Origin of the sequence: Sinorhizobium sp. CCBAU 05631 (assembly GCF_002288505.1) — a bacterium.
GTDB lineage: Bacteria > Pseudomonadota > Alphaproteobacteria > Rhizobiales > Rhizobiaceae > Sinorhizobium > Sinorhizobium fredii_C.
This window is the reverse complement of record NZ_CP023064.1, coordinates 1,036,358-1,059,509: the sequence shown is the minus strand read 5'-3', so window position 1 is coordinate 1,059,509 and position 23,152 is coordinate 1,036,358. Positions and strand designations below refer to the sequence as shown.

The window sequence follows — 23,152 nt, the reverse complement described above, 5'->3', positions numbered from 1 at the left end:
TTTCTACTCGCTCCGGGTGATCTTGGTGGATCGCACCGGCGTACCGGCATGTTCGACGCGGGCGTCGGCAAAGGCGATCATGAAGGCTTGCGCGACCGGCAGTATGGCGAAGATCGCCGCCATGCCCGCCGCCGGCTTGAAGGGAATTGTCGTCACGCCTGCGAGCGGCGGCTCGCCCGAGGCATCGAAGACGACGACGGGCGAGCCGGCTTCGGCCGCCGAGGCTGCCATGGCGGCGACGAGACCGGCGGTAGGGTCGGCGGCGCGGAAGAGAACGAGGCCGATCGAAGGTCCGAGCATTTCCATCGGTCCATGCCGCAACTGTCCGCCTTCGAGCGAGAAACAGGGCAGCCGCGACAGTTCGGTGAGTCCGAGAGCAATCGCCTCGGCGAGGCCCTGAAGGAGACGGCCGGAGGTTACCAAGGCGCTAACGTCGGCGAGCGCTTGCAGTGCGCCTTCGGTCTCGGGCGTTTCGGGTGCTTCGAGGGCGGCCAGCGCTGCTGCCGGGTCGCCACCAAGGGCAGAGAGGATTGCGAGATGCAGCGCGAAGCTGATCGTCAGGCTGCGGGTTGCCGCAAACGCCTTTTCGCTGCCGCCGGCGCCGATCAGTGACGGCACTGCTTTTGCGAGGAAGGAATTTGCCTCGAGCGTCAGGCCAAATGCTTCGGGCGTACCGCCATTCGTCTCCTTGAACCAGCGCAGCACCTCGGCGCTTTCGCCGGATTGCGAGGTGATGAGGATCGTCTTGCCTACGATCGGCAGCGGCTGGCCGAGCTGCTCGGAGAGCGGCAGGGCGACGGCATCGACGCCGAGGGCGCGGTAGAGTGGCTCGACGGCGCGGCCGACCGCATGCGAACCGCCCATGCCGAGAAGCAGAAGCCGGCCGGTCGACTTCAGCGATGCCGCCACCCCTTCAGCAAGGGCGGCCGCCTCATCGTAGGAGGCAAGGGCATCGGCGTGCTGGCGGCCCATCTCGCGATCGATCGCGACGAGCCCGATCGGGCGTTGTTTCGAGCTTCGCATGATCATCCCTTTACGCCGCCGCTGGTGAGCCCGGATATCAGGGCCCGTTGCATGACGAGGCCAATTAGCACCGGGGGCAGGGCGGCAAGCACCCCGGCGGTCGCGATCAGCCCGTAGTCGGAAACACGGCCGCCGGCGAGGTCGGCGATGGCGACCGTCAGGGTCTTGGCGCGCAGGTCGGAGGTGAAGAGCAGCGCGTAGAAGAACTCGTCCCAGGCGAGCAGGAAGGCGAAGAGCGCCGAGGTTGCCATGACGGGGGCGGCGAGCGGCAGCGTCAGCAATCTGAGGATCTGGTCGAGCCGCGCGCCGTCGATCATCGCTGCGCTCTCGATCTCCCGCGGTATCGCATCGAAGCCGGATTTGAGAAGCCAGGTGGTAAAGGGCGCCAGAATGGTGAGGTAGACGAGCGCGAGCCCGAAGACCGAATTGAGCAGCCCGAAATAGGCAAGGCCCATATAGAGCGGCACGGCAAGTGCTACCGGCGGCAGCATATAGGTGGCGATCACGGCATAGAGCGACCAAGAGACGGCGGGCGTCCGCGACACCGCCCAGGCAGCCGGGACGGCGACGACGATCGCGGCAAGCGTTGCCATGCCGGCGACCTGCAGGCTGTTGACGAGCGAGGCGACGAAGGCGGCACCGGCGCTGTTTTCGACGGCAGAGAGCAGAGTGCGGTAGCGGGAGAGGTCGATGTTGCTCGGCCACCAGGCGAGCGGCTTGGCAGAGAGGTCGGCGGCCGGCGAAATGCTCATGACGAAAAGCCACACGACCGGGGTAAGGATGACCGCGGCAAGGAGTAGCGCGCTCGCATAGACGAAGGCGTTGAAGAGCGGGTTCCGGCGTTCCATCACGAGGCTCCTGCGGCCCGGCGGAGCAGCGCCGCATAGCCAGCGGCGAGAATGGTGACGAGCAGGGTGACGATCAGCGCCAGCGACGCCCCGGAACCGGCCCGTTGGAAGGAGAAGGCCTCCTGATAGACGAGGATCGACAGGGTGCGCGTGCTGTTCGCCGGTCCGCCGCGCGTCATCACCCAGATGATGTCGAACACCTTGAAGGCCTCGATGGTGCGGAGCACCAGCGCCACCAGAAGCGGGCCGGCGAGATAGGGCATGATGACGAAGCGAAACCGGTTGAACGGGCCGGCACCGTCGACGTGAGCGGCGGCAGTGATGTCGCGCGGAACGGCCTGCAGTGCAGCCAGTGCGATGAGGGCGACCAACGGAAAGTTCTTCCAGCAATCGGCGATGATCAGCGCGGTCAGCGCCGACCCCGGCTCGCCGAGCCAGGAGCGGTAGTTGTCGATCAGGCCGAGTTGGGTGAGTGCGGCGTTGAGCGCGCCATACTCCGGGTTGTAGATCAGCCGCCACAGCGTCGCATTGACCACCGTCGGCAGCGCCCAGGGCAGTATCATCAAGGCTCTAAGCGCTGTTCGGCCGCGGAACTGCTGGTTCAACAGAAGGGCGGCAAGAACGCCGAGTACCATCTCGGCGGCGACCGAGACGACTGCAAACCATGTCGTCGTGACAAGTGCCTTTTGGAAGTTCGATCCCGCCAGCATCTTCTCGTAGTTGGCGATGCCGACAAAGCTTCCCTCGGTGCCGACGAGCTCGGCATCGGTGAAGGAGAGCCGCACCGTGTCGACAAGCGGCCAGCCGATCACCGAGACCATCACCACGAGCAGCGGCAGCATCAGCAGCCATGCGCGTGTCGAAATCCAGGTGCCGGACATGAATGAAACCCTTGCCGATCGTTCGATATTGGGGCTGTTGCGCTGACAAAATGGGTCCCGGGCGGCAAGCCCGGGACCCCATTGTCGTATTGCCATTAGAGCCCGCTGTTTTCAGCGGCGGTCTTCAGCGCATCCTCCGGCGAGGCCTGGCCGAGCAGCGCCTCCTGGATCGCCTGCTGCAATGCGGTCGAGAGCTCCTGGTATTTCGGCGTGGTCGGCCGCGGATACATGGCGGCAAGCCCGCGTTTCGCCGCGGCGATCAGCTCTTCCTGGCCCTTCGTCACATTCGGGTCTTCATAGGACGACGCCCAGATTGGCAGGCTGAGCTTCGCATAGGCGTTCTGCGTTTCCTGCGAGGTCATGTGGACGATATATTTCCACGCCTCTTCCGGATGCTTGCTGGTTGCGGTGATGCCGAGCCCCATGGAGCCGTTGACGGCGGAAACCTCGCTCTTGCCGGCAACGCCTGGAGCCGGCACGACGCCGACCTTGCCGGCCACCTTGCTCTCCTTGGGATCGTTGGCGAGATTGTACATGTAGGTCCAGTTGAGCGCGAAAGCGGCCTCGCCGTTCTGGAACACCTTGCGCACATCCTCCTCGAGGAATTCCTTGGAGTTAGGATTTGTGAGGCCGGAGGTATAGCTCGTCACCATGTAGTTCAGCGCCTCGAGGCCGCCGCCCGTCGTGAAGGCGGGCTTGCCGCTGTCGAGGAACTTGCCGCCATAGGCGCTGACCAGCGTCGTGTAGTCGCAGATCGCGGCTTCCGCCTGCGACCAGCTCCAGGCGATCGGCGTCTGGAGGAGCCCCTTTTCCTTGATCGTCTTTGCCTGCTCGGCAAGCTCGTCCCAGGTCTTCGGCGGCTCCTTGATGCCCGCCTTTTCGAGGATTTCCTTGTTGTAGAACAGGTACTTGGTGTCGAGGATCCACGGCATGCCGTAGCGCTTGCCGTCATATTCTACCGTCGTCCAGGCGCCCGGCAGGATGCCCTTGTTCATCTCGTCGGTGATGCGGTCGGTGACATCGACGAGCACCTTGTTGCTGGCATATTCGGCCGGCCAGATCACGTCGAAGAGGACGACGTCATAGCCGCCGCCGGAGCCCTGAGCCAATACCGTCTTGTCGTGCAGTCCCTCATAGGGGACGAATTCGAGATTGACCTTCACCTCCGGGTTGGCCTTGGTGAAGGCCTCGGTCATGGCGCGCACATCGGCCTCGCTATAGGCGGCCTGCGCCATGAATAGGGCATTCAGCGTCGTTTCCGCATAGGCCTGGCTTGCGAAGGCGGTTCCAATGAGTGTCGCTCCCAGTAAGGCATTGCGTATGGATTTCAACATTGCTGCCTCCAATAGCTGATCGTTCCAGTCTACATGCGAGAATCCGTCGCTCGCCGCGACGGCCGTCGACAAATCGATCGAAGCGTTCGCGGCCCTGTCTCGCCGCTGTCGTCATTCCCCGAGGTTCTTGTGCCCTCTATTAAGTCAATTGGCTTGACTTATTTCTTGTTCAATATTCTAGATGAGTCAAGCGGGATTTATGGATGAACGAGATGCGCCCGATCCGGGCCAAGAGCGGCACCAATCAGGAGGGCGCGAGTGCCCATAATCGCCGTGTGATGATCGACGCGCTGCGCCTCAACGGACAATTGTCGCGCGCCGATCTGGCGCGGGCGACGGCGCTCACCAAGCAGGCCGTGTCGAACATCATCGAGGAACTAGAGCGCGACGGGCTGGTCGCCTCGCTTGCCGCAGTGCGCAGAGGCCGCGGGCAGCCTTCGACCCCCTATCGGCTGGTGCCGGAGGGTGCTTTCGCCATCGGCCTGCAAATCGACCGGCATGTGACGCGCACCATTGCGGTCGACCTCGTCGGCACGGTGCTTGCCCGGGGCGAGGCGAACTTGCCCGCTGGCGGGCCGGAGCGGGGGACGGAGACCATCCTCTCGCTTATCGACAGCACACAACGGGAACTGGCCAGGGTGGCGCCGCAGTCGCGGGATCGCCTTGTCGGGCTCGGCGTCGCCATGCCGGGTCCTTTCGGCATCGATGCCGATCCGGACGATCCCTGGATGATGGCCCGCTGGCAACGCTTTCCACTTTCTGAAACCCTGGCGAACGGGACCGGACTCGACGTCCGGCTGCAGAACGATGCGGCCGCGGCGGCGACGGCGGAGAAGATGGTCGGCGCCGCCCATGGCTTCGAACAGGCGATCTGCATCTATCTCGGCTACGGTCTCGGCGCCGGCCTGATTCTGGACGGAGAGCTTTATCGCGGCGCCAATGGCAATGCCGGCGAGATCGGCATGATCCTCAGCCGACCGCGGGGAGGGACGGAAGATCAGCGGGCGCCGCTTGAGCACCGCGCGTCGATCGCCTCGCTCTGCAAGATCCTCGCTCTCGACCCGGCCGACCCCGCCCTTTACCGGCATCTCGACGATATGGCCGCTGTCTCGGACGGCAGAGTTGCCGATTGGATCGCCGACGCGGCTTATGAGTTGAGAGGCGCCGTCCAGATCCTCGAGACGACATTCGATCCCCAGACGATCGTGCTCTGCGGCGGCATGCCGCCCGGCCTCGCGCGCCGGCTCATCGATTCCATCCACCCTCTGCTGCCGTCGATCGCCGAGCGGCGTGCGCGCAGCGCGCCGCGCCTGCAGCTTGGGCTTACCGACCCCTGGGCGGTCGCAATCGGCGCAGCGGCCGAGCCGATCAGCCGGACCTTCGACCCGAGTTTCTCCGCCATCTTGAAGACTCGCGCGCCCCGGTCTCCGTGACCATTTGCGTGCATCTCCACGCAAAGTAACCTTTGTTACTTGAAATATTAGCAATATGGCGGTTAAATGCCGCCTTTCGGTGCAGCGATTTCTGCCGCCATACGATTGCCGATAAACACCCGAATGTTTTCTGGGTGACGCATTCGATAAATGCTTAGAGAAAAGTCTCTTTTTCAAAAGTCAGAGGGGTTGCGGCATGTCTCTTGCCAACCTTCGGAGACTTGAAGCCGAAGCCATTCATGTCCTTCGAGAAGTGGTCGCGACGTTTTCGAACCCCGTCGTCCTTTACTCGATCGGTAAGGACTCGTCCGTTCTCCTGCATCTGGCGATGAAGGCGTTCTTTCCGGCAAAGCCGCCCTTTCCCTTCCTGCATGTGGACACGACGTGGAAGTTCCGGGAGATGATCGAGTTTCGCGACCGGATGGCGCAGGAACGCGGCTTCAAGCTTCTCGTCCATGTTAACCAGGACGGCGTCGAGCAGGGTATCAATCCGTTTACGCATGGGTCCAACCTGCACACCCACGTCATGAAGACGATGGCGCTCCGGCAGGCCCTCGAGAAATACGGCTTCGACGTGGCTTTGGCGGGAGCGCGGCGGGACGAGGAGAAGTCGCGGGCCAAGGAGCGCATGTTCTCGATCCGCAACGCCCAGCACGGCTGGGACCCGAAGCGCCAGCGGCCCGAGATGTGGAAGACCTACAACACCCGCGTCGGCGCCGGCGAGACGATGCGTGTGTTTCCGCTCTCCAACTGGACCGAGTTCGATATCTGGCAATACATCCTTCAGGAAACTATCCCGATCGTGCCGCTCTATTTCGCGGCGCGCCGGCCGGTGGTGAGCCGCGGCGGCACGCTGATCATGGTCGACGACGGCCGCATGCCGCTCGAACCTGGCGAAGAGGTCGTGGATCGGATGGTCCGCTTCCGTACGCTTGGCTGTTATCCACTGACCGGGGCGATCGACTCCGAGGCTGCCACGGTTCCCGACATATTGCGCGAAATGCTGACGGTGCGCACCTCCGAACGGCTGAGTCGGCTGATCGACACAGACGAGGCCGGCGCCATGGAAAAGAAGAAGCGCGAGGGGTATTTCTGATGTCGTATCTTCAATCCGTGCCGCCGCACGACCTGGCGGTGCATCTCGCCGACCACGACGGCAAGGCGGTGCTGCGCTTCATCACCTGCGGCTCTGTCGACGACGGCAAGTCGACGCTGATCGGCCGGCTGCTCGTCGACGCGAAGCTGGTCTTCGAGGACCAATTGGCGAATCTCGGCCGGGTCGGTTCTTCGGGCGGAGCCAATGGCCAAGAAGTCGATCTGGCTTTGCTGCTCGACGGGCTCGAGGCGGAGCGCGAACAGGGCATTACCATCGACGTCGCCTACCGCTATTTCGCCACGGCGAAGCGCAAATTCATCGTCGCCGACACGCCCGGCCACGAGGAATACACGCGCAACATGGTAACCGGTGCTTCGACGGCGGACCTCGCCGTCATCCTCATCGACAGCCGACAGGGTATTCTCCAGCAGACTCGCCGCCATTCCTATATCGCCTCGCTGCTCGGCATCCGCCATGTCGTGCTGGCGGTCAACAAGATCGATCTCGTCGAATTCCGCCAGTCGGTGTTCGACGAAATCGCCCGCGACTACGAAGCTTTCGCGAAGACGCTCGGCTTTGTCGGCATCCAGCCGATCCCGATCTCGGCGCGGTTCGGCGACAACGTTATCTCGCCATCGCAGAACATGCCGTGGTACGAGGGGCCGCCGCTTCTCGACTATCTGGAGACAGTGCCGCTCGATCCGCCCGAGGCGGAGCGGCCCTTCCGTCTCCCGGTGCAGCTGGTCACGCGTCCCAACGCCGATTTCCGCGGCTATGCCGGGCAGATCGCTTCCGGCCGGATCTCGGCCGGCGATCCGCTGGTCGTCGCAAAATCCGGACAGCGCTCCACGGTCAAGGCGATCGTCACCTTCGACGGCAATCTGGCGACCGCGGTTGAGGGCGAGCCGGTGACGCTCGTCCTTGCCGACGACGTCGACGCCTCGCGCGGCGACATGCTGGTCGCCCCCGCCTCGAGGCCCTTCGTCGCCGACCAGTTCCAGGCGCATGTGATCTGGTTCGACGCCAATCCCTTGCTTCCCGGGCGCAGCTATATCCTGAGAACGGAGACGGACAGCGTCGGCGCCACGGTCACGGCGCTGAAGCACCAGGTCAATATCAACAGCTTTGGCCGCGAGGCTGCGAAATCCCTGCAGATGAACGAGGTGGGGGTCTGCAACATCTCGACGCAGGCGCCGATTGCCTTCGACGCCTACAAGGATAACAGGGCGACCGGCAATTTCATCTTCGTCGACCGGGCCAGCAATGCAACGGTCGGCGCCGGCATGATCGATTTCCCGCTCCGGCGCGCCGACAACGTGCATTGGCAGGCGACCGACGTCAACAAAGGGGCGCGTGCGGCCATGAAGAGCCAGCGCCCCGCCGTCCTGTGGTTCACAGGACTTTCCGGCTCCGGCAAGTCGACGATCGCTAATGCGCTCGACCGGCTGCTGCATGCCCGCGGCAAGCACACCTACATGCTCGACGGCGACAACGTGCGCCACGGCCTCAATCGCGACCTCGGCTTCACCGAAGCCGACCGCGTCGAGAACATCCGCCGCGTCGCCGAGGTCGCCAAGCTGATGGCCGATGCCGGGCTGATCGTGCTCGTGTCCTTCATCTCGCCGTTTCGCGGCGAGCGCCGGATGGCCCGCGAACTGATGGAGGAGGGCGAGTTCATCGAAATCTTCGTCGACACGCCGCTCGAGGAATGCGCGCGGCGCGACCCGAAGGGGCTTTATCAGAAGGCGCTCGCCGGCAAGATAGCCAATTTCACCGGCGTCTCCTCGCCCTACGAGGCGCCGGAGAACCCGGAACTGCATCTGAAGACAGTCGAAGAGGACCCGGTCGCCCTTGCGCTGAAGATCGAGGCATTCCTCGACAGACATAGGGAGGACCAATGACGCTCCTTTGCGAACTCCTCGAGCGGATCGCGCTCGAGGCCGGCGCGTCGATCCTCCCCATCTACGAAGCGGGACCGACGGTCTGCTACAAGGATGATCGCTCGCCGGTGACCGAGGCGGACGAGCGGGCCGAAGCGATCATTCTCGCCCGGCTGGCGGCCGCCTTCCCGCATATCCCGATCGTCGCCGAGGAGGCCGTCGCTTCGGGCTGCGTCCCCGACATCAGTTGCGGCACGTTCTTCCTGGTCGACCCGCTCGACGGGACGAAGGAATTCATCAACCGGCGCGACGATTTCACCGTCAATATCGCCCTGATCGAAGGCTGCGTCCCGGTTGCCGGCATCGTCTATGCGCCAGCGCTGCGTTGCGCCTATGTCGCCGACGAGGGGCGGGCGGAGAAGCTCGTCTTCGGCTCCGGCCGGGTGGGAGAACGGCAGGCGATACGGGTGCGGGCGAGAGGTCCGGCCCTGACCGCCGTTGCCAGCCGTTCGCACTACAGTTCGGAGACCGAGGCCTTTCTCGCCGGCCACGGCGTCACGGATCTGACCTCGGTCGGCTCGTCGCTGAAATTCTGCCTGCTCGCCGAAGGCAGGGCGGATGTCTATCCGCGTTTCGGCCGGACGATGGAATGGGACACGGCGGCAGGCAACGCGGTGCTCAACGCCGCCGGCGGATCGGTGGTCCGGCTCGACGGCTCGCGCCTCTCTTACGGCAAGATGAAGCAGACGGACGACAGCGACTTCGCAAATCCGCATTTCGTCGCCTGGGCGGATACGTCTTCGGTGTTGACGGCTCCTTAGTACCGCCAGCTGAACGCAGGCACGGGCAGGAGGAATTTCTCATGTGTGGAATTGCCGGCCTGATAGACTATGCGCAGCACAGTCGGGAGGAAGCGGCGCAGATATTGACGCGCATGACGAACGCCCTCGCCCACCGCGGGCCGGATGCTTCGGGTACATGGCTCGATCGCGAGGGCCGTGTAGGGCTCGGACACCGCCGCTTGTCCATCATTGACCTCTCCCCGACGGGTGCCCAGCCGATGCATTCGAGCAGCGGCCGCTACTCGATCGTCTTCAACGGCGAGATATACGGCTTCCTTGACCTGAGAGCCGCATTGGAGGAGCAGGGCGCTCGCTTCCGCGGCCACTCCGATACCGAGGTGCTCCTGGAGGCGATCGAGACCTACGGCCTGGAAGGTGCATTGCAGCGCTGCAATGGCATGTTCGCCTTTGCACTTTACGACAGCGCCACGCGACAGATCATCTTCGCTCGCGACCGGATAGGAAAGAAGCCTCTCTATATCGGCATATCCAAGGGTGGCCTTGCCTTCGGCTCCGAGCTGAAAAGCATCAGGGCGCATCCGGCCTTCCGCGCCGCCGATCTAGATCCGCAGGCGGCCACGCTGTTCTTGCGATACGGCTATGTGCCAACGCCCTATTCGATCTACCGCGGCATCGTCAAGCTTCCGCATGGCTCCTGGCTGAGCCTCTCGGTCGACACGCCGCCGGCGTCGGCGGCCGCCGCCCTTAGCGGAGCCAGGAGCTATTGGGATGCTTTCGAGGCGGCGGAACGGGGCCATGCGCAGCGGATCGAATGCCCGGACGAAGCCTTGGACGCGCTCGACGCGGAGCTGAAACGGGCGGTGAGTGAGCGGCTGGTCTCCGACGTGCCGGTGGGGGCTCTCCTTTCCAGCGGGGTCGATTCTTCCTTGGTGTCGGCCGTCATGCAGGAAGTTTCGACCTCGCGTGTAAAAACCTACACCGTGCGCTTTCTGGAGGAGCAGTATAACGAGGCGGACCTGGCGTCAGGCATCGCCAGACAGCTCGGCACCGATCATACGGAGATCACGGCAGAACCCGACACGGCATTGGGCGTCGTCACCGAGTTGCCGGAGGTGTATGACGAGCCCTTCGCCGATCCTTCACAGATTCCGACGCTGCTTGTATCGAAACTGGCGCGAAGAACCGTAACGGTGGCACTTTCGGGCGACGGCGGCGACGAGTTCTTCGGTGGCTACAAACGCTATCGGCAAATGCTCGCCTTCGACCGGCTGGCGAGGAAAACGCCTGCCGTTGCCCTGCAGGCGGCAAGGCATGCACCCCATTGGGCGCTGGAGGTTGCCGCCGCGGCCGCTCGCCATGCGCACCCGTCCTCGCTTCAGGACGAAGTGACCGGCAATCGGCTGAGAAGACTTGCCGAGCTCCTGGAGATCGAGGACCCGGACGCCCGCTACCTGGACTTTCGCTCGATCTGGTCACATCCGGACGAGGTCGTATTCGGCGGAGCGGAGCCTCCGACCACGATGACCTCGAAGCGGATACCGGCCTGCCTCGGCGCCGTCGACAGAATGATGTACAGCGACATGGTCGACTATCTGCCCGACGACATCCTCGTGAAGATGGACCGGGCTTCGATGGCGGTGGGCCTGGAGATGCGGGCCCCGTTGCTCGATTACCGCTTCGTCGAACTGGCCTGGCGTGCACCAAGAACGTTGTGCTTCGCCGAAGCGCCGGGCAAGCCCGCGCTGCGCAAGCTCCTGTCCCGGAGGCTGCCGGAACAGTTCATAAGTCTTCCAAAACGCGGATTCGGCGTCCCCATCAATGCTTGGTTGCGCGGACCGCTGCGCGCCTGGGCGGAAGAGATGCTGTCGCCGTCTCGCCTGCAGCGCGATGGAATCTTCCGGGCCGAGCCGATCGTCAGTCGCTGGAAGGAACATCTCGCCGGCCGCCGCGACTGGGGGCCGCAATTGTGGGCGGTGCTGATGTTCAACCTGTGGCACGACCGTTGGGTCCGTTCCGATTGACCGAGACAGAAGGCAGAGCAAGGGCGTAACGCAAACATGGAACCGCAACGAATGACGGATAGCGGCAAGCCTGTGTTCTCCCGTTTTCGGGATCTTGGTCGCGCGCAATTGAATGTGGAGTTCCAGGTCCATACCAATTGGACAGACGGGCAGGCGACGGTGCTTGAGGTGCTGCAAACGGCCAAGGAACGCGGCCTCGCCGAACTCGCTTTCACGGAACATGTCCGGGAAGACACGTCCTGGTTTCCCGACTTCAGGGCCGAGATTCTTTCCGCTGCGGACGGCTTCGGCGATTTGCGCGTCTATGTCGGCTGCGAGACGAAAGCCATCGACGACGATGGACGGCTGGATGTGTCGCGATCCGTGCTAGACGCCTGCGATATTGTTCTTGGCGTCGTCCACCGCTTGCCGGACGGGCAGGGCGGCTACCTCGATTTCAAGCAAATGTCGTTCGAGGAGACGGCCGAAATCGAATTCCGTCTGTCGATGGGCATGATTGCGAGCGCGCCGATCGACGTGCTCGGACACCCGGGTGGGATGAGCCTGAGGCGCTACGGCCGGTTTCCGGAGAATTACTTTCGCATGCTGATGACAGCGACGCTCGAGCGGGGGATCGCCATCGAGATCAACTCCTCGTACCTGGTCGATATCCCCGCGTTCTTGGCGCTGTGCGACGAGATCAATCCGTTTGTTTCAATCGGTTCCGATGCGCACAAGCTGAGCGAGCTGGGCCGTTGCCGGGACAGGCTTCGTGAACTGGGGGTAGGGCTGGCATGAAGGTCTTCATCACGGGGGCGGGCGCCCTCCTCGGGCAGGGGATCATTCGCGCTTTGCGGCGCTCCACGCTTCGAGCGACCGTAATCGTCGGGGATCCGAGCCCGCTCTCGGCCGGCCTCTACTGGGGCGATGCCGCCTATCTCGTTCCGATGGCGAAGGACCCGGAATATCTGGACAAGCTGGGCGACCTGCTGCGAGCGGAGCGGCCCGACATCCTTATTCCCGGAACTGATGTGGAATTGCCGATCCTTGCAGCGAACCGGGAAGCTATCGAGAGCACCTACGCAACCCAGGTGATCATCAGTTCGCCAAATGTCGTCTCCATCGCCAATGACAAGTGGCTTACCTCCGAGTTCCTCCGGCAACGCGGACTGGGCTTCGTTCCCTCCTGCCTGCCAGGCGACGAGGAGACGTTGATCGAAGAGTGCGGCTTTCCGCTTGTCGTCAAACCGAGGATCGGCGCCAGGTCGATCGGCTTCGGCATCGTCCGCGATCGGGACCAGCTAACGCGCGCAATCGCCGAGCAGCCCGACATCGTGATACAGAAATATGTCGGCTCTGATGCGACCGAATACACCTCCGGCACACTCACCTTCGACGGCAAATGCCGCGCGACGATCGTCATGCGCCGGGATCTGCGCGACGGCAATACCTACCGCGCCTTCGCGGAGCCGTTTCCGGCCCTCAACGCGGCAATGGCCCAGGCGGCAGACGCCCTCGGCGCCGACGGGCCTGCAAATTTCCAGTTCCGCCTCGACGACGGCGTTCCCAGGATTTTCGAGATCAATGCGCGGTTTTCGGGCACCACCGCGGTGAGGATCCATGCGGGCTTCAATGAAGTCGAGCTGTGCATCCGGCATCTGCTCTTTGGAGAGCCGATCGTTCAGCCGGAGATCACGCCGGTAACCATACTGCGCCACTGGTCGGAGACTGTGGTCAGACCCAGCGACCTGGTCACGGCTTCCACTCGTCTGGAAGAACAAGTCTGAGGAAAGAGATCGGCCGTGAGCACAAAGCACCTGGCGGTAACTGGCGCTACCGGGTTCATCGGGGCAAGAGTCATTGAGCGTGCACTTGCACAAGGCTACGCCGTGACGGCGCTTGTGCGCGATCCCGAGCGGGTCGCCGCGCGCAGTGGTTTTCGCTTGCGGCTCGAGAAATGGTCGATCGGCAACCCCCTGCCTTCGATAGGGCAAGCCGATGCCCTGCTTCATCTTGCCGCCTACATTCCAGCCGATCTCAGCGACGCCGGCCAGGCCGCGAGCTGTTTCAAGATCAATACCATCGGCGCCCTGCAGGTCGCGATGGAAGCCGCTTCCCAGGGTTTGAGGCGGCTGGTTTTCTTCGGATCCGCGCAGGTCTATGCGCCGGATCCCGGTCCCGCATCGGAAACGAGCGCCACATTTCCCGTCCATCGGGCCAGCTATTATCTGGCGAGCAAGCTCTCTGCCGAGATTTGCCTGATGGCTTTCGGCAAGGCAAATGCGATGCCGGTGACGGTCCTCCGTCTCGCGTCGGTCTATGGCCCGGGCATGCACGCCACGGGGATGGTGCCTGCCTTTCTGCGGACGCTCGCGCGCGGGCGTCCCATGATCATAGCGGACGGCGGGCAATACAGCGTCGACCTCGTCTATGTCGACGACGTCGTGACGCTGGCGCTGCGGGCGGTGGAGAAGAGCGCGGACGGGGTTTTCAATGCCGGCAGCGGTTGCTCCTGCGCGTCTCTGGAAGCCGCGCAGGCGGTTGCCGACGTCGTCGGGGCAGACCGGATTCTCATTGGGGTCGAGGCCGCGGGCACCAATACAGCCGCTCGCGGGTTCAGGGCGCTCGAAGTCGCCAAGGCTGCGAAGCATCTCGACTACCAGCCTCGTTCCTTTCGCGAGGGCATTGAAGCCTGGAAGGCGGAGACCGGATTTGCGGAGTTCGACGACGCCCAAGGCCAGCGCTGACAATGTGACGGCCGCCAATGCTTTGCAGGGGAAGGCGCCGATGTCCGGCCCCTTCCCAACCCACGCTGCTACGCGTGCGCGGGGTCAGGCAAAGATGAAGTCGCTCCTCGAAAAGTTGGAGGCGGAGAGACTGCTGGTTGGATCGTCCACGAGGATCGAGAAGGCGTGGCCCGCGGAGTTGAGACCCTTGAGCAACACGTCGCCATCCGTGGTGTTGTAGGCATAGACGGTGCCGTTGGCGCCGGAGCTCGAATACTGCGTGACCCCGAGCTTCTCAATGACCAGGAAGTCCACGCCATCCTGGAAATCCATGATCGTGTCCTGAGCGCTGAGGGCAGCGGTCGCCTTGAAGACGAAACGGTCGGAGTCGGCACCGCCCCAGAGGATATCGCTGCCCGCTTCCCCAATGAGGGTGTCCTTCCCGGCATCACCGCGCAGGGTATCATTGCCGTCACCGGCATAGATGAGGTCGATGCCGTTGCCGCCCCTGAGCGAGTCCGCGCCTCCTTCGCCGGTCAGGATGTCGTCGCCGTCATCCCCGAAGGCGATGTCGTTGCCGTCGCCGACCGAGATCCTGTCGTTGCCGATGCCGCCGTGGGCTTCATCGATGCCGGTTTCGGAGTCGAGCACGTCATTGCCGTCGCCGCCGTCGAGATAATTGTTGCCGTCGCCGCCGTCGACGATGTCGTCGCCGATCCCGCCATAGACACGGTCGTGCCCCGACTGCCCCTTCAGGGCGTCGTTGCCCTCTTCGCCATAGATCGTATCGTTGCCCGCGCCACCCGACACGGCCTGTTGCGTCAGCTTGCCGGTTGCCGGGTCTATGCGATTGTTGAAGCCGTCATTTCCCGATCCGGCATAGATGATGTCATCGCCGGAGCCTGCGTCGATATATTCTTCGCCTGCTCCACCGTAGATTTTGTCGTTTCCGCTGTCGCCCAGGATGTGATCATGGCCGTCGCCACCGTCGATGATGTCGTTGCCGTCACCGCCTTCGAAGATATCGTTTCCCAAACCACCGATCAGCGTATCGGCCCCAAGCCCACCCTCGATGCTGTCGTTGCCGTCGCCGCCTTCGGCATAGTCGTCACCGACGCCCGCCTTGATGTGGTCGTTACCGACTCCACCGAAAAACCTGTCATTGCCTTCGCGGCCATCGAGGTAATCGTCGCCGGCATAGCCCCAAAGCTCGTCGCCATTGAGGGTGCCGAGAATCGTGTCGGTAAGGTTGGTTCCCTTAAAAATCATCATGATCTCCTAGCAGTTGCAGGAGGGCGGATAATTTCAGAATAGGGCGCAAAAGTGGATTTGGGCCTAATTCAATATGTACAATTGAATGGAGACGAAGGCTTATACTACCTATTCTAGAAATATTCAATGGCCTTCACAACTGAATCTGAAAGCGCTGGCCTTGAAAATGCTCACTTCTTCTGACGGAATGAAACGGATATCAGGAATAACTTCATAGATGCGGAATGTAAGGCGTTAGAAAACTTGCGTATTTTGTCCTGATCGCGGCGATTGCATACGCTTTTTCCACACGCTCTCGGGCGTTGTAGGCATAGCGGGCATATTCGGTGGGGGAAAAATCGAGGATTTCGCGGATCGCCTCGGCAAGAGCCTCCGGGTCGCGCGCCGGTACGGCGATGCCCGCATTTCCGGCAACTGTGGCGGCATCGCCGACGTCCGTCGTGACGATCGGCTTCGCGTAGCTCATCGCCTCTGCAATCACGTTCGGGAAACCCTCGGTCCTCGACGACAGCACCAAGGCGTCGATGCTGCGGTAGTAGGAAGGCATGTCGGAGATCTCGCCCATGAGGTCGACCGCGTGCTCGGGCAGACCCGCCTCCGCCATCAAGTCGACCACAGCGCGGTTGTCGCGGGAAAGCCCGTTGCCGGCGGCGGAAAAGAGCGCCTGTGGGTGCGTCTTGCGGACGGCAGCCACGGCTTTGAAGAAGGTGCCGTGATCCTTCTGCGGGTGGAACCGACCGACGATGCCGATCCGGCGTGCGGTCTTCGCCTCGGGGGAATCGATGCGCGGCAAGTCGAAGCCGTTCGGAATGACGACGGCGTTCCGGTTTGCGTAGCCGTAGGCCCGATGCAACTGGAGGGCGCGCGCGCTGTTGTAGATGATGCCGGCCGGCCGGCTCGACAGAAGCTTCGCACCGGCAATTGCCAGGCGCGAGCTGCGCGTAAGGGAGGCGGGGTCGTCCAAGGACTGGCGAATGTTCCAGTAAACCGCCGCTCCGGACCGACACATCTGGGCAGCGATCGTGCCGACGACCATCGCATGGTACATCCAGCACAGGATTACATCGGGACGCTCCTTGCGAATAAGCCGGGCGAGCCGGACGATCGCACCTGGAAGCGCGGTGAGGGAGGAGGCGGCCAGCGATACGTAGGCAACTCTCGGATTGTCGGCGAGATTGCGGTTCCGATCCGAGACACCGATCAGCGAAACGACGACGATGCGCTCATCGGCGGAACCCTGAAGCAGGCGTGCGAGCATGGTCTCGGCACCTGCGCTGGCGGTGAAGTTGGTGATGACATGCATTATCATCGAGGCCGCCCTACTGCATGTCTTTGTCCTTAAATCGAGGTCGATTTAAGGACAAAGACATGCAGTAATTCAAGGTGCTACAGCGACCTTTGCGCGTCTGAAGACGCGGAGCTGCAAGTTCGGCACTGCCCATGCATCGATAGGAGGAACGAACCGCTCTGCCATGAACGTCCGTCAATCGGTCAGACCCATGCCGGCAAAGAGAATTCGGTTGACCATGTGCACGTCAAATCTGCTTTCCGCGAGTTCCCGCGAGCGCCTGCCCATTCTTTCGGCGAGATCTGGATCGCGCGCAAACGCCGCCATCGCATCTGCAAGCGCGGCGACGTCGAGCGGTTTCACCGTCATGCCGTTCACGCCCGGCTGCACCGTATCGCGGCAGCCCGGCAGATCCGTCGTGATCACCGGCCTGCCGACCGCCAGCGCCTCGAGGATGCTCCGCGGAATGCCTTCGCGATAGTAGGAGGGAAGGACGAAGACATTGCATGCCGCCAAGTAGGGGCGCACGTCGTCGGTCGTGCCAAGATACTCCAATATTCCTTCACCGACCCAAGCCTTGATCTCCTGGCGCGAGATTGCCGTCGGGTTGCTGTCGAAGTGACCGAGCAGTTGAAACCGGGCATCGGGGAAAGTGCGTCGCACGATCCTCGCGGCCTCGACATATTCCACCACTCCCTTGTCGCGCAGGAGCCGTGCGATCATCAGGAAGACAGGCCCGCCGCGAGCCCTTCGCGCAAAGGCAAAATGCTCCAGGTCCACCCCGGATCCGGGAACCATCGTGGGGGTCAAGGCATCCGGCAGCATATGGTAGCGGCGAATGTCCTCTGCATCCGCGTCGTTATAGACGAAAACCACCCTCGCGCCCCTGAACGCCAGGCGATACAGCCGGACGCACAGGTGGCGGATGGCGAGCGCCTTGAAGGGGCGACCGCCGGTTTCGGAAAAGATGTGGCCAAGGCCCGTGACGAGGAAGCACCGTTCCCTGATCCCGAGCGTCCGGGCGGCGATCCCGGCATAGATGATCGGCTTCATTGTATAGGGAAGGACCATGTCGGGCTTCAGCCGCTTGAAGTGTCGCCGCAGCGACCAAAAGGTGCGGATGTCCTGCAGCGGATTGAGACCGGTCCGCACCATCGGAATGCGGACGAAGCGAACGCCGATTTCAGCGAGCGCCTGCGCGATCCGCGGGTCCTGCTCGGGAGCGAAGGCTATGACTTCGTGGCCGGCGCCGACCAAGCGCTTCAGCAACTCCAGCCGAAAAATCGTGAGAGACGCCGTCAGGCTTGCGACGACGGCAATCACGCGTCTGCGCGTCGAAGGCTGTGCGACACCGGAGGGGCTCGCTGCGCGGGCGATCTCCTCGGTCTGCATGCGGGCAACATGTTCAGCGGAACTCAAGGCTGACCTCCCCGCGCGCTTTCACCTAATCCGGCAATCGCAGTCCCCCGCGGGCGCTCTTTTGATAGATCTGCCGGCGTGGACTCTCAGGCTTGCTGCGCCTTGTCGGCTGGAGCCGGCCGCGCTTCTTGTTCACGGCGGGGGGCTTCGTCATGGCGGCCTCATGCTCGTAGCGCGGAAGCAGTTCGCGCATGACTGCCACGACGGCCGGATCGTTGCCCCGCTCCGCATGTCGCTGCAGGCGAGCGAACGCGTCCCGCAGCGTCGGTAAGGGAATGGGCTCCGGAACCGCACCGAGAACGCCCGGCACCGGAGAGGTTATGCGCTTGTCGGTCTCGTCGAAAAGCTCCTCGTAGAGCTTTTCGCCTGGGCGGCAGCCGATGATCTTGATCTCGATATCCTGGTCTGGGCTGAAGCCGGCCAGCCGGATCATGCGGCGCGCGATGTCGATGACCTTCACCGGCTCGCCCATGTCGAGGACGAAAATCTCACCCTGTCCGAGCTGTTTCTCAAAGCCATAGGCCGATGCCTGCAAGGTCAGCTCCACGGCCTCGCGGATCGTCATGAAGAAGCGCGTCATGCATGGATCGGTCACGGTCAGCGGGCCGCCTCTAGCGAGCTGGCGCTTGAAGAGCGGGATTAGCGATCCGCTCGATCCCAGCACGTTGCCGAAGCGGACGGTCATGAACCGCGGGCCCTTGCCGGTTTCGAGCCCCTGCAGGTCGAGTGCTTGGCAATAAAGCTCCGCAAGCCGCTTCGTCGCACCCATCATGCTTGTAGAGTTCACAACCTTGTCGGTCGATACCTGGACCATGGCAAGCGTGCCGTATTTCTTTGCCGCATTGGCGACGTTCATCGTGCCGATGACGTTCGTGAGGATGCCCTCGCGCGGATTCATCTGCACCATGGGTACATGCTTGAGGGCCGCAGCATGGAAGACCAGCTCCGGGCGATGCCGCTCGAAAATTTCCTCGACACGCTGGCTGCGCCGGACGCTGCAAAGGTAACTCCACGAAGATACGTTCGGGAGGGTCTCGGCGAGCGTCATGTCGATCGAGTAGAGATTGTATTCCGAATTGTCGACCAGCACGATCTCCGCCGGCTCGCAGGCAGCGACCTGTGCGGTCAGCTCGCTGCCGATCGATCCGCCGGCCCCGGTGATCAGCACGCGCCGACCCCGGACAAGCCGGGCGATCGCCTCGCGGTCGAGTGCCGCTTGCGGGCGCTCCAGCAGATCGGTGAGTTCTACCGACCGCAGTTCATAAGGATTGTCTCCCTTGGCGTGCTTGAACTCGGTTGGCTGCGACAGGCGCGACACGGCAATGCCAAGCCTTTCGGCCGACCGCAGCAGCTCGTCCGACGCGGCTTCGCCGAAGTTTGCCGGCGCTTCCGTGAAGACGACATGGCGCGGCCGCCTGTTGGCTTGCTGCAGTTCCGCCACGACCTGCTCGAAATCCTCGATCCGCCCCGCAATCGGCACCCCGCGCAAGCTCATCCCCAGCTGGTCTGCGTTCTTGTCGAGGCAGGCCACCGGCACATGAGTGGCATTTGGATCGCGCGCGAGTGCCCGCAGGTAAAGCTCGGCGGCGTCGCCCGCTCCGACGAGCAGCAACGGCACCTGGTGATCGTGGCCCACTCCCTTGTGGCGCCCATTCTTGAAAACCGGCCGCGCCAGCGGGATTTCGTCGGCGCGAAAGCTCAGCCGCGCGGCGGCAAGGAAGGCGATCAGGAGCAGCGACTGCATAGGCACGACGGATCGCGGCATGTCGATCAGCCTTGTCGAAAAGAACAGGAGCGAAATCAGCAATAGCGACGTCGCGAGGACTGCGCGAAGAATGATCAGGAGATCGGAGATCGAGCCATATTTCCAGTTTCGGCTGTAAAGCCCGGACAACGGAAAAATGATCGCGCAAATCGCGAGATACTGGGCACCGGACCACAACAGGACGGAGGCGGTTTCGGGCCTCGTACTGAGCTCGACAAAGCCGTAACGCAGCAACAGCGCCACGGCCAGCGCCACGCCTGCGGAGCCAAGGTCTGCAAGATACAAGGCCGGATATTTCTGAATGCTGAAAACGGCCCCTCGCAGACGCCGGTAGCCGATATCGAGGGCCGCCCCGAACACCGGTAGCAACATTTTGGCCGATGCTCTTGCTGTTCCGCCTTTCGGCAACATTAGGAAACTATCGCGCACTGCCTTCGCGGCGTCGTAAAAACGCTGCATGACGGGCCCTTCCTAATTTCTGCAAGCCTGCCGTGCCGCCGAACGAGAACCGCACCTCCCTCAAGAAGGCTTAATGGTGGGGTAGAGAACGGTGCGTCTGTAAGTCTTGTTGTCGACCAGCTCGAAAGGCTTGATAAATCTACTTCGACAAAAGGTTACTCATCGCGGTGGGCTAGATCGCGATCAAATGGTCTATAATAAGAAACACGTAATTCAGTAGTTGTAAATGCTTATAAATCGCAGGCTTATAGTTTTTCACAAAAGTTTACTGGCTGCTGGGCGGTCAGGCGCCCTGGCATGCAAACGCCACCAGGGCGGGTCAGGAAATCGAGGTCCCGGGAGATGAATTCGCCACCTGCGGCGATCGGGTCGTGGCCGATCCGTATCTCACGAGAAAGGTGTGACGCTCGGCAAGAGTATATCTAAAGGCATATGGCGTAACCCGGATGAAGAAGTTAGTCTTCTACGCCGTACTTGAGGTTTAGACATAAGCTTTCGATGAAAGTGTAATCGATCAGGCGCCATCCGGCGCATTGCCATAATGGTCATGGCGTCAGCCCCTCTTTTTTCACCGAGGTGGGCGGAAACATGCAAGCACGAAGCGTTATCGAGATTGTGGAGTCTCGCGGGCGGCTGCCTGCTGAACTTATCGTGGCCGGTTACTGGGCAAGCCAGGCCGGTGTTGTGGTCTATGTTCTGAATGGCGTCACCCCCCAAGCGATCAATCTGGTTCTGGACCCGATCGTGACGACGCTGCCTTTGTCGATCCCTGGCGTGCTTTATGTCAGCCTCAACGACAAGGCACGCGTTTGCGAGGCTGTACGAGGCGCCGACGAGATTTATGCTGCGACCGGCATTTTCCGTCGTCTGACGGCGCATTACGGCATTGCACCGACCCTGATCCGGTCCGTCGCGACCGCCATTCCGAGACTGGAAAGTCGCACGCTCCAGTCCGAAAGAGACGTCCGCGCGCCAAAGATCGCCAGGCCCCATCTTCTCATGCCGATCCCGGCCATCCATTACATCCGCTGGGGTGCGTCGCACACGTCGAGCAGGCATCCGACCAAGATCGCCATCTGAACCGATTCTAGTCGAGTTCGAAATGCTCTTTGTAGTCCTGCCGCAGGTGCGACGGCTGATCCTCCTTTAGCAGAAAGCAGTTGCCGACGACGAGACATTCGATCTCGGTACCCATGAAGCAGTGGAATGCGTCCTCCGGGGTGCAGACGATCGGCTCGCCGCGGACATTGAAGCTGGTATTGACGAGGACAGGGCAGCCTGTCCGCTCCTTGAATGCGCTCAGCAGTTCCCAGTACCGTGGATTGGTATCCTGATGCACCGTCTGCACCCGGGCGGAATAATCGACATGCGTCACCGCCGGGATATTAGATCGTGGAACGTTGAGGCGGTCTATGCCGAACAATGCAGCCTCGTCGGGAGCGAGGGGCAATCGCCGCCCGCCGAGCACATCGGCGACGAGCAGCATGTAAGGACTGTCGGCATCGATGTCGAACCACTCCGCCACGTCCTCGCGGCGGACAGAAGGGGCAAAGGGACGGAAGCTTTCGCGGTATTTGACCTTGAGGTTGAGGGTCTTTTGCATCGTCGGCGAGCGCGGATCACCCAGGATCGACCTTGCACCGAGCGCCCGCGGTCCGAATTCCATCCGTCCCTGCATCCATCCCACCGCCTTCTCGTCGACCAAAGAGTCGACGGTGCGCGCGATCACCTGGTCGTCGTCGAGGACGGTATAGACGGCGCCCACGGCCGTCAGACGCTTCTCTATGTCGCGTTGGTCGAAGGCGGGACCGAGATAGGCGCCGGCCATGCGGTCCCGCCCGTCGGGAGTGCGGCCGTGTCCGAGATAGCCGTGCCATGCGGCCAGCGCCGCACCCACCGCGCCGCCCGCATCGCCGGCCGCCGGCTGGATCCAGATGTCGTCGAAGATCCGCTTTCGAAGAAGCTTGCCGTTTGCGACGCAATTCAAGGCAACCCCGCCGGCAAGACATAGGTGACGCTCGCCGGTTTCCCGCCGGGCATAACCCGCAAGTTTCAGAACGACTTCCTCGGTGACGGCCTGTATCGAAGCGGCGAGATCCATCTCGCGCTGGGTCAGCGGCGACTCCGGCTTTCGCGGCTCGGCGCCGAACAGACGATGAAAGGCGGAGGATGTCATGGTGAGACCGGTGCAGTAGTCGAAATAGCGCTGGTCGAGCCGAAACGAGCCGTCCTCCTTCAGGTCGATCAGGTTATCGAGTATTTTCTGCGCGAATAGCGGACGGCCATAGGGCGCCAAGCCCATCACCTTATATTCTCCGGAATTGACCTTGAATCCGGTGTAGTAGGTAAAGGCGGAATAGAGCAGCCCGAGGGAGTGCGGAAAGCGTATCTCCTTCAGTATCTCGAGATCCTTGTCCCGGCCATGGCCGAGCGACGTGGTGCACCACTCGCCAACTCCATCCATCGTCAGCACCGCGGCGCTCTTGAAGGGCGACGGAAAGAAGGCGCTTGCCGCATGCGCCAGATGATGCTCCGTGAACAGGAGCGAACCTGACCATTCCTTTGATCCGGAAAGCTTCCCCAATTGCCTGCGCAACAGGTTCTTCTGAAACAGCTTTTCCTTGATCCACAGCGGCATCGCCATCCTGAAGGAACGGAAACCGCGCGGACTAGTGGCAAGATAGGTTTCCAGCAACCGCTCGAATTTCAGGAATGGCTTGTCGTAGAAGACGACGTGATCGACGTCCGCCATGTCGCATTCGGCCGCAGCCAGGCAATAGGCCACCGCATTTGCCGGAAATCCGGCGTCGTGCTTCTTGCGCGTGAACCGCTCCTCCTGCGCGGCAGCGACGATCAGACCATCCTCGATCATCGCAGCCGCGCTGTCGTGGTAGAATGCCGAGATACCGAGAATGCGCATGGCGT

General features: G+C 62.5%; 18 protein-coding genes. 9 read left to right on the top strand and 9 right to left on the bottom strand.

Going from position 1 to position 23,152, the window contains the following annotated elements; translation table 11 throughout:
• Positions 1–3: 3 nt before the first annotated feature.
• From SS05631_RS24370 to SS05631_RS24355, 4 genes are all read right to left on the bottom strand, one after another.
• Positions 4–1,029, bottom strand: coding sequence for an aminotransferase (locus tag SS05631_RS24370; RefSeq protein ID WP_162109091.1), 1,026 nt, complete (start codon positions 1,027–1,029; stop codon positions 4–6).
• Positions 1,026–1,871 (bottom strand): carbohydrate ABC transporter permease, encoded by an 846-nt coding sequence (locus SS05631_RS24365; RefSeq protein ID WP_037416740.1) that lies wholly within the window; start codon positions 1,869–1,871, stop codon positions 1,026–1,028. Before SS05631_RS24365 ends, SS05631_RS24370 begins: the two co-directional genes overlap by 4 nt.
• Complete coding sequence (locus SS05631_RS24360) at positions 1,871–2,752, bottom strand: sugar ABC transporter permease (protein ID WP_037416743.1); 882 nt, start codon at positions 2,750–2,752, stop codon at positions 1,871–1,873. Before SS05631_RS24360 ends, SS05631_RS24365 begins: the two co-directional genes overlap by 1 nt.
• A gap of 95 nt (positions 2,753–2,847) precedes the next feature.
• Positions 2,848–4,086, bottom strand: coding sequence for an extracellular solute-binding protein (locus SS05631_RS24355; protein WP_095678082.1), 1,239 nt, complete (start codon positions 4,084–4,086; stop codon positions 2,848–2,850).
• Between the two features lie 203 nt (positions 4,087–4,289).
• Here SS05631_RS24355 and SS05631_RS24350 point away from each other — a divergent pair, with 203 nt between their 5' ends.
• From SS05631_RS24350 to SS05631_RS24315, 8 genes are all read left to right on the top strand, one after another.
• Positions 4,290–5,519, top strand: coding sequence for an ROK family transcriptional regulator (locus tag SS05631_RS24350; protein WP_037416762.1), 1,230 nt, complete (start codon positions 4,290–4,292; stop codon positions 5,517–5,519).
• A gap of 196 nt (positions 5,520–5,715) precedes the next feature.
• On the top strand, positions 5,716–6,615 hold the full coding sequence (gene cysD / locus SS05631_RS24345) for a sulfate adenylyltransferase subunit CysD (protein WP_037416765.1): 900 nt from the start codon (positions 5,716–5,718) through the stop codon (positions 6,613–6,615).
• The gene (cysN, locus tag SS05631_RS24340; RefSeq protein ID WP_037416768.1) at positions 6,615–8,516 is read left to right on the top strand and encodes a sulfate adenylyltransferase subunit CysN; all 1,902 of its coding nucleotides are present in this window, start codon (positions 6,615–6,617) and stop codon (positions 8,514–8,516) included. Before cysD ends, cysN begins: the two co-directional genes overlap by 1 nt.
• Positions 8,513–9,316: a 3'(2'),5'-bisphosphate nucleotidase CysQ gene (gene cysQ, locus SS05631_RS24335; protein ID WP_037416771.1), complete on the top strand. Its 804-nt coding sequence runs from the start codon at positions 8,513–8,515 to the stop codon at positions 9,314–9,316. The genes cysN and cysQ overlap by 4 nt, the downstream gene beginning before the upstream one ends.
• 41 nt (positions 9,317–9,357) lie before the next feature.
• On the top strand, positions 9,358–11,319 hold the full coding sequence (gene asnB / locus SS05631_RS24330) for an asparagine synthase (glutamine-hydrolyzing) (protein WP_037416774.1): 1,962 nt from the start codon (positions 9,358–9,360) through the stop codon (positions 11,317–11,319).
• Positions 11,320–11,370: 51 nt separating this feature from the next.
• The gene (locus SS05631_RS24325; protein ID WP_234819618.1) at positions 11,371–12,096 is read left to right on the top strand and encodes a PHP domain-containing protein; all 726 of its coding nucleotides are present in this window, start codon (positions 11,371–11,373) and stop codon (positions 12,094–12,096) included.
• A complete protein-coding gene (locus tag SS05631_RS24320; RefSeq protein WP_037416780.1) occupies positions 12,093–13,085 on the top strand; it encodes an ATP-grasp domain-containing protein in 993 nt (330 codons plus the stop codon). The genes SS05631_RS24325 and SS05631_RS24320 overlap by 4 nt, the downstream gene beginning before the upstream one ends.
• A 15-nt stretch (positions 13,086–13,100) precedes the next feature.
• Complete coding sequence (locus SS05631_RS24315; protein WP_037416783.1) at positions 13,101–14,045, top strand: NAD(P)-dependent oxidoreductase; 945 nt, start codon at positions 13,101–13,103, stop codon at positions 14,043–14,045.
• An 84-nt stretch (positions 14,046–14,129) separates the two neighbouring features.
• On the opposite strand, the gene SS05631_RS24310 is transcribed toward SS05631_RS24315, so the two are convergent.
• From SS05631_RS24310 to SS05631_RS24295, 4 genes are all read right to left on the bottom strand, one after another.
• Entirely contained in the window at positions 14,130–15,293 is a 1,164-nt protein-coding gene (locus SS05631_RS24310; RefSeq protein ID WP_037416786.1) for a calcium-binding protein, read from the bottom strand.
• 214 nt (positions 15,294–15,507) lie between these two features.
• Positions 15,508–16,605, bottom strand: a complete 1,098-nt coding sequence (locus SS05631_RS24305; protein ID WP_037416789.1) for a glycosyltransferase — start codon at positions 16,603–16,605, stop codon at positions 15,508–15,510.
• 174 nt (positions 16,606–16,779) lie between these two features.
• Positions 16,780–18,003, bottom strand: a complete 1,224-nt coding sequence (locus SS05631_RS24300) for a glycosyltransferase family 4 protein (protein WP_037416791.1) — start codon at positions 18,001–18,003, stop codon at positions 16,780–16,782.
• Positions 18,004–18,028: 25 nt separating this feature from the next.
• The gene (locus tag SS05631_RS24295) at positions 18,029–20,140 is read right to left on the bottom strand and encodes a nucleoside-diphosphate sugar epimerase/dehydratase (protein WP_050988210.1); all 2,112 of its coding nucleotides are present in this window, start codon (positions 20,138–20,140) and stop codon (positions 18,029–18,031) included.
• Between the two features lie 675 nt (positions 20,141–20,815).
• On the opposite strand from SS05631_RS24295, the gene SS05631_RS24290 reads away from it, so the two are divergent.
• Positions 20,816–21,307 (top strand): hypothetical protein, encoded by a 492-nt coding sequence (locus SS05631_RS24290; RefSeq protein WP_037416798.1) that lies wholly within the window; start codon positions 20,816–20,818, stop codon positions 21,305–21,307.
• A gap of 7 nt (positions 21,308–21,314) precedes the next feature.
• Here the strand turns inward: SS05631_RS24290 and SS05631_RS24285 are convergent, their stop codons facing one another.
• The gene (locus SS05631_RS24285; protein WP_037416801.1) at positions 21,315–23,147 is read right to left on the bottom strand and encodes a carbamoyltransferase; all 1,833 of its coding nucleotides are present in this window, start codon (positions 23,145–23,147) and stop codon (positions 21,315–21,317) included.
• Between the last annotated feature and the right edge of the window lie 5 nt (positions 23,148–23,152).

Excerpts from the sequence above, each read along its gene's own strand:
- SS05631_RS24370 (WP_162109091.1), bottom strand. The coding sequence starts at position 1,029 with ATGATCATGCGAAGCTCGAAACAACGCCCGATCGGGCTCGTCGCGATC.
- SS05631_RS24365 (WP_037416740.1), bottom strand. The coding sequence starts at position 1,871 with ATGGAACGCCGGAACCCGCTCTTCAACGCCTTCGTCTATGCGAGCGCG.
- SS05631_RS24360 (WP_037416743.1), bottom strand. The coding sequence starts at position 2,752 with ATGTCCGGCACCTGGATTTCGACACGCGCATGGCTGCTGATGCTGCCG.
- SS05631_RS24355 (WP_095678082.1), bottom strand. The coding sequence starts at position 4,086 with ATGTTGAAATCCATACGCAATGCCTTACTGGGAGCGACACTCATTGGA.
- SS05631_RS24350 (WP_037416762.1), top strand. The coding sequence starts at position 4,290 with ATGAACGAGATGCGCCCGATCCGGGCCAAGAGCGGCACCAATCAGGAG.
- cysD (WP_037416765.1), top strand. The coding sequence starts at position 5,716 with ATGTCTCTTGCCAACCTTCGGAGACTTGAAGCCGAAGCCATTCATGTC.
- cysN (WP_037416768.1), top strand. The coding sequence starts at position 6,615 with ATGTCGTATCTTCAATCCGTGCCGCCGCACGACCTGGCGGTGCATCTC.
- cysQ (WP_037416771.1), top strand. The coding sequence starts at position 8,513 with ATGACGCTCCTTTGCGAACTCCTCGAGCGGATCGCGCTCGAGGCCGGC.
- asnB (WP_037416774.1), top strand. The coding sequence starts at position 9,358 with ATGTGTGGAATTGCCGGCCTGATAGACTATGCGCAGCACAGTCGGGAG.
- SS05631_RS24325 (WP_234819618.1), top strand. The coding sequence starts at position 11,371 with ATGACGGATAGCGGCAAGCCTGTGTTCTCCCGTTTTCGGGATCTTGGT.
- SS05631_RS24320 (WP_037416780.1), top strand. The coding sequence starts at position 12,093 with ATGAAGGTCTTCATCACGGGGGCGGGCGCCCTCCTCGGGCAGGGGATC.
- SS05631_RS24310 (WP_037416786.1), bottom strand. The coding sequence starts at position 15,293 with ATGATTTTTAAGGGAACCAACCTTACCGACACGATTCTCGGCACCCTC.
- SS05631_RS24305 (WP_037416789.1), bottom strand. The coding sequence starts at position 16,605 with ATGATAATGCATGTCATCACCAACTTCACCGCCAGCGCAGGTGCCGAG.
- SS05631_RS24295 (WP_050988210.1), bottom strand. The coding sequence starts at position 20,140 with ATGTTGCTACCGGTGTTCGGGGCGGCCCTCGATATCGGCTACCGGCGT.
- SS05631_RS24290 (WP_037416798.1), top strand. The coding sequence starts at position 20,816 with ATGCAAGCACGAAGCGTTATCGAGATTGTGGAGTCTCGCGGGCGGCTG.
- SS05631_RS24285 (WP_037416801.1), bottom strand. The coding sequence starts at position 23,147 with ATGCGCATTCTCGGTATCTCGGCATTCTACCACGACAGCGCGGCTGCG.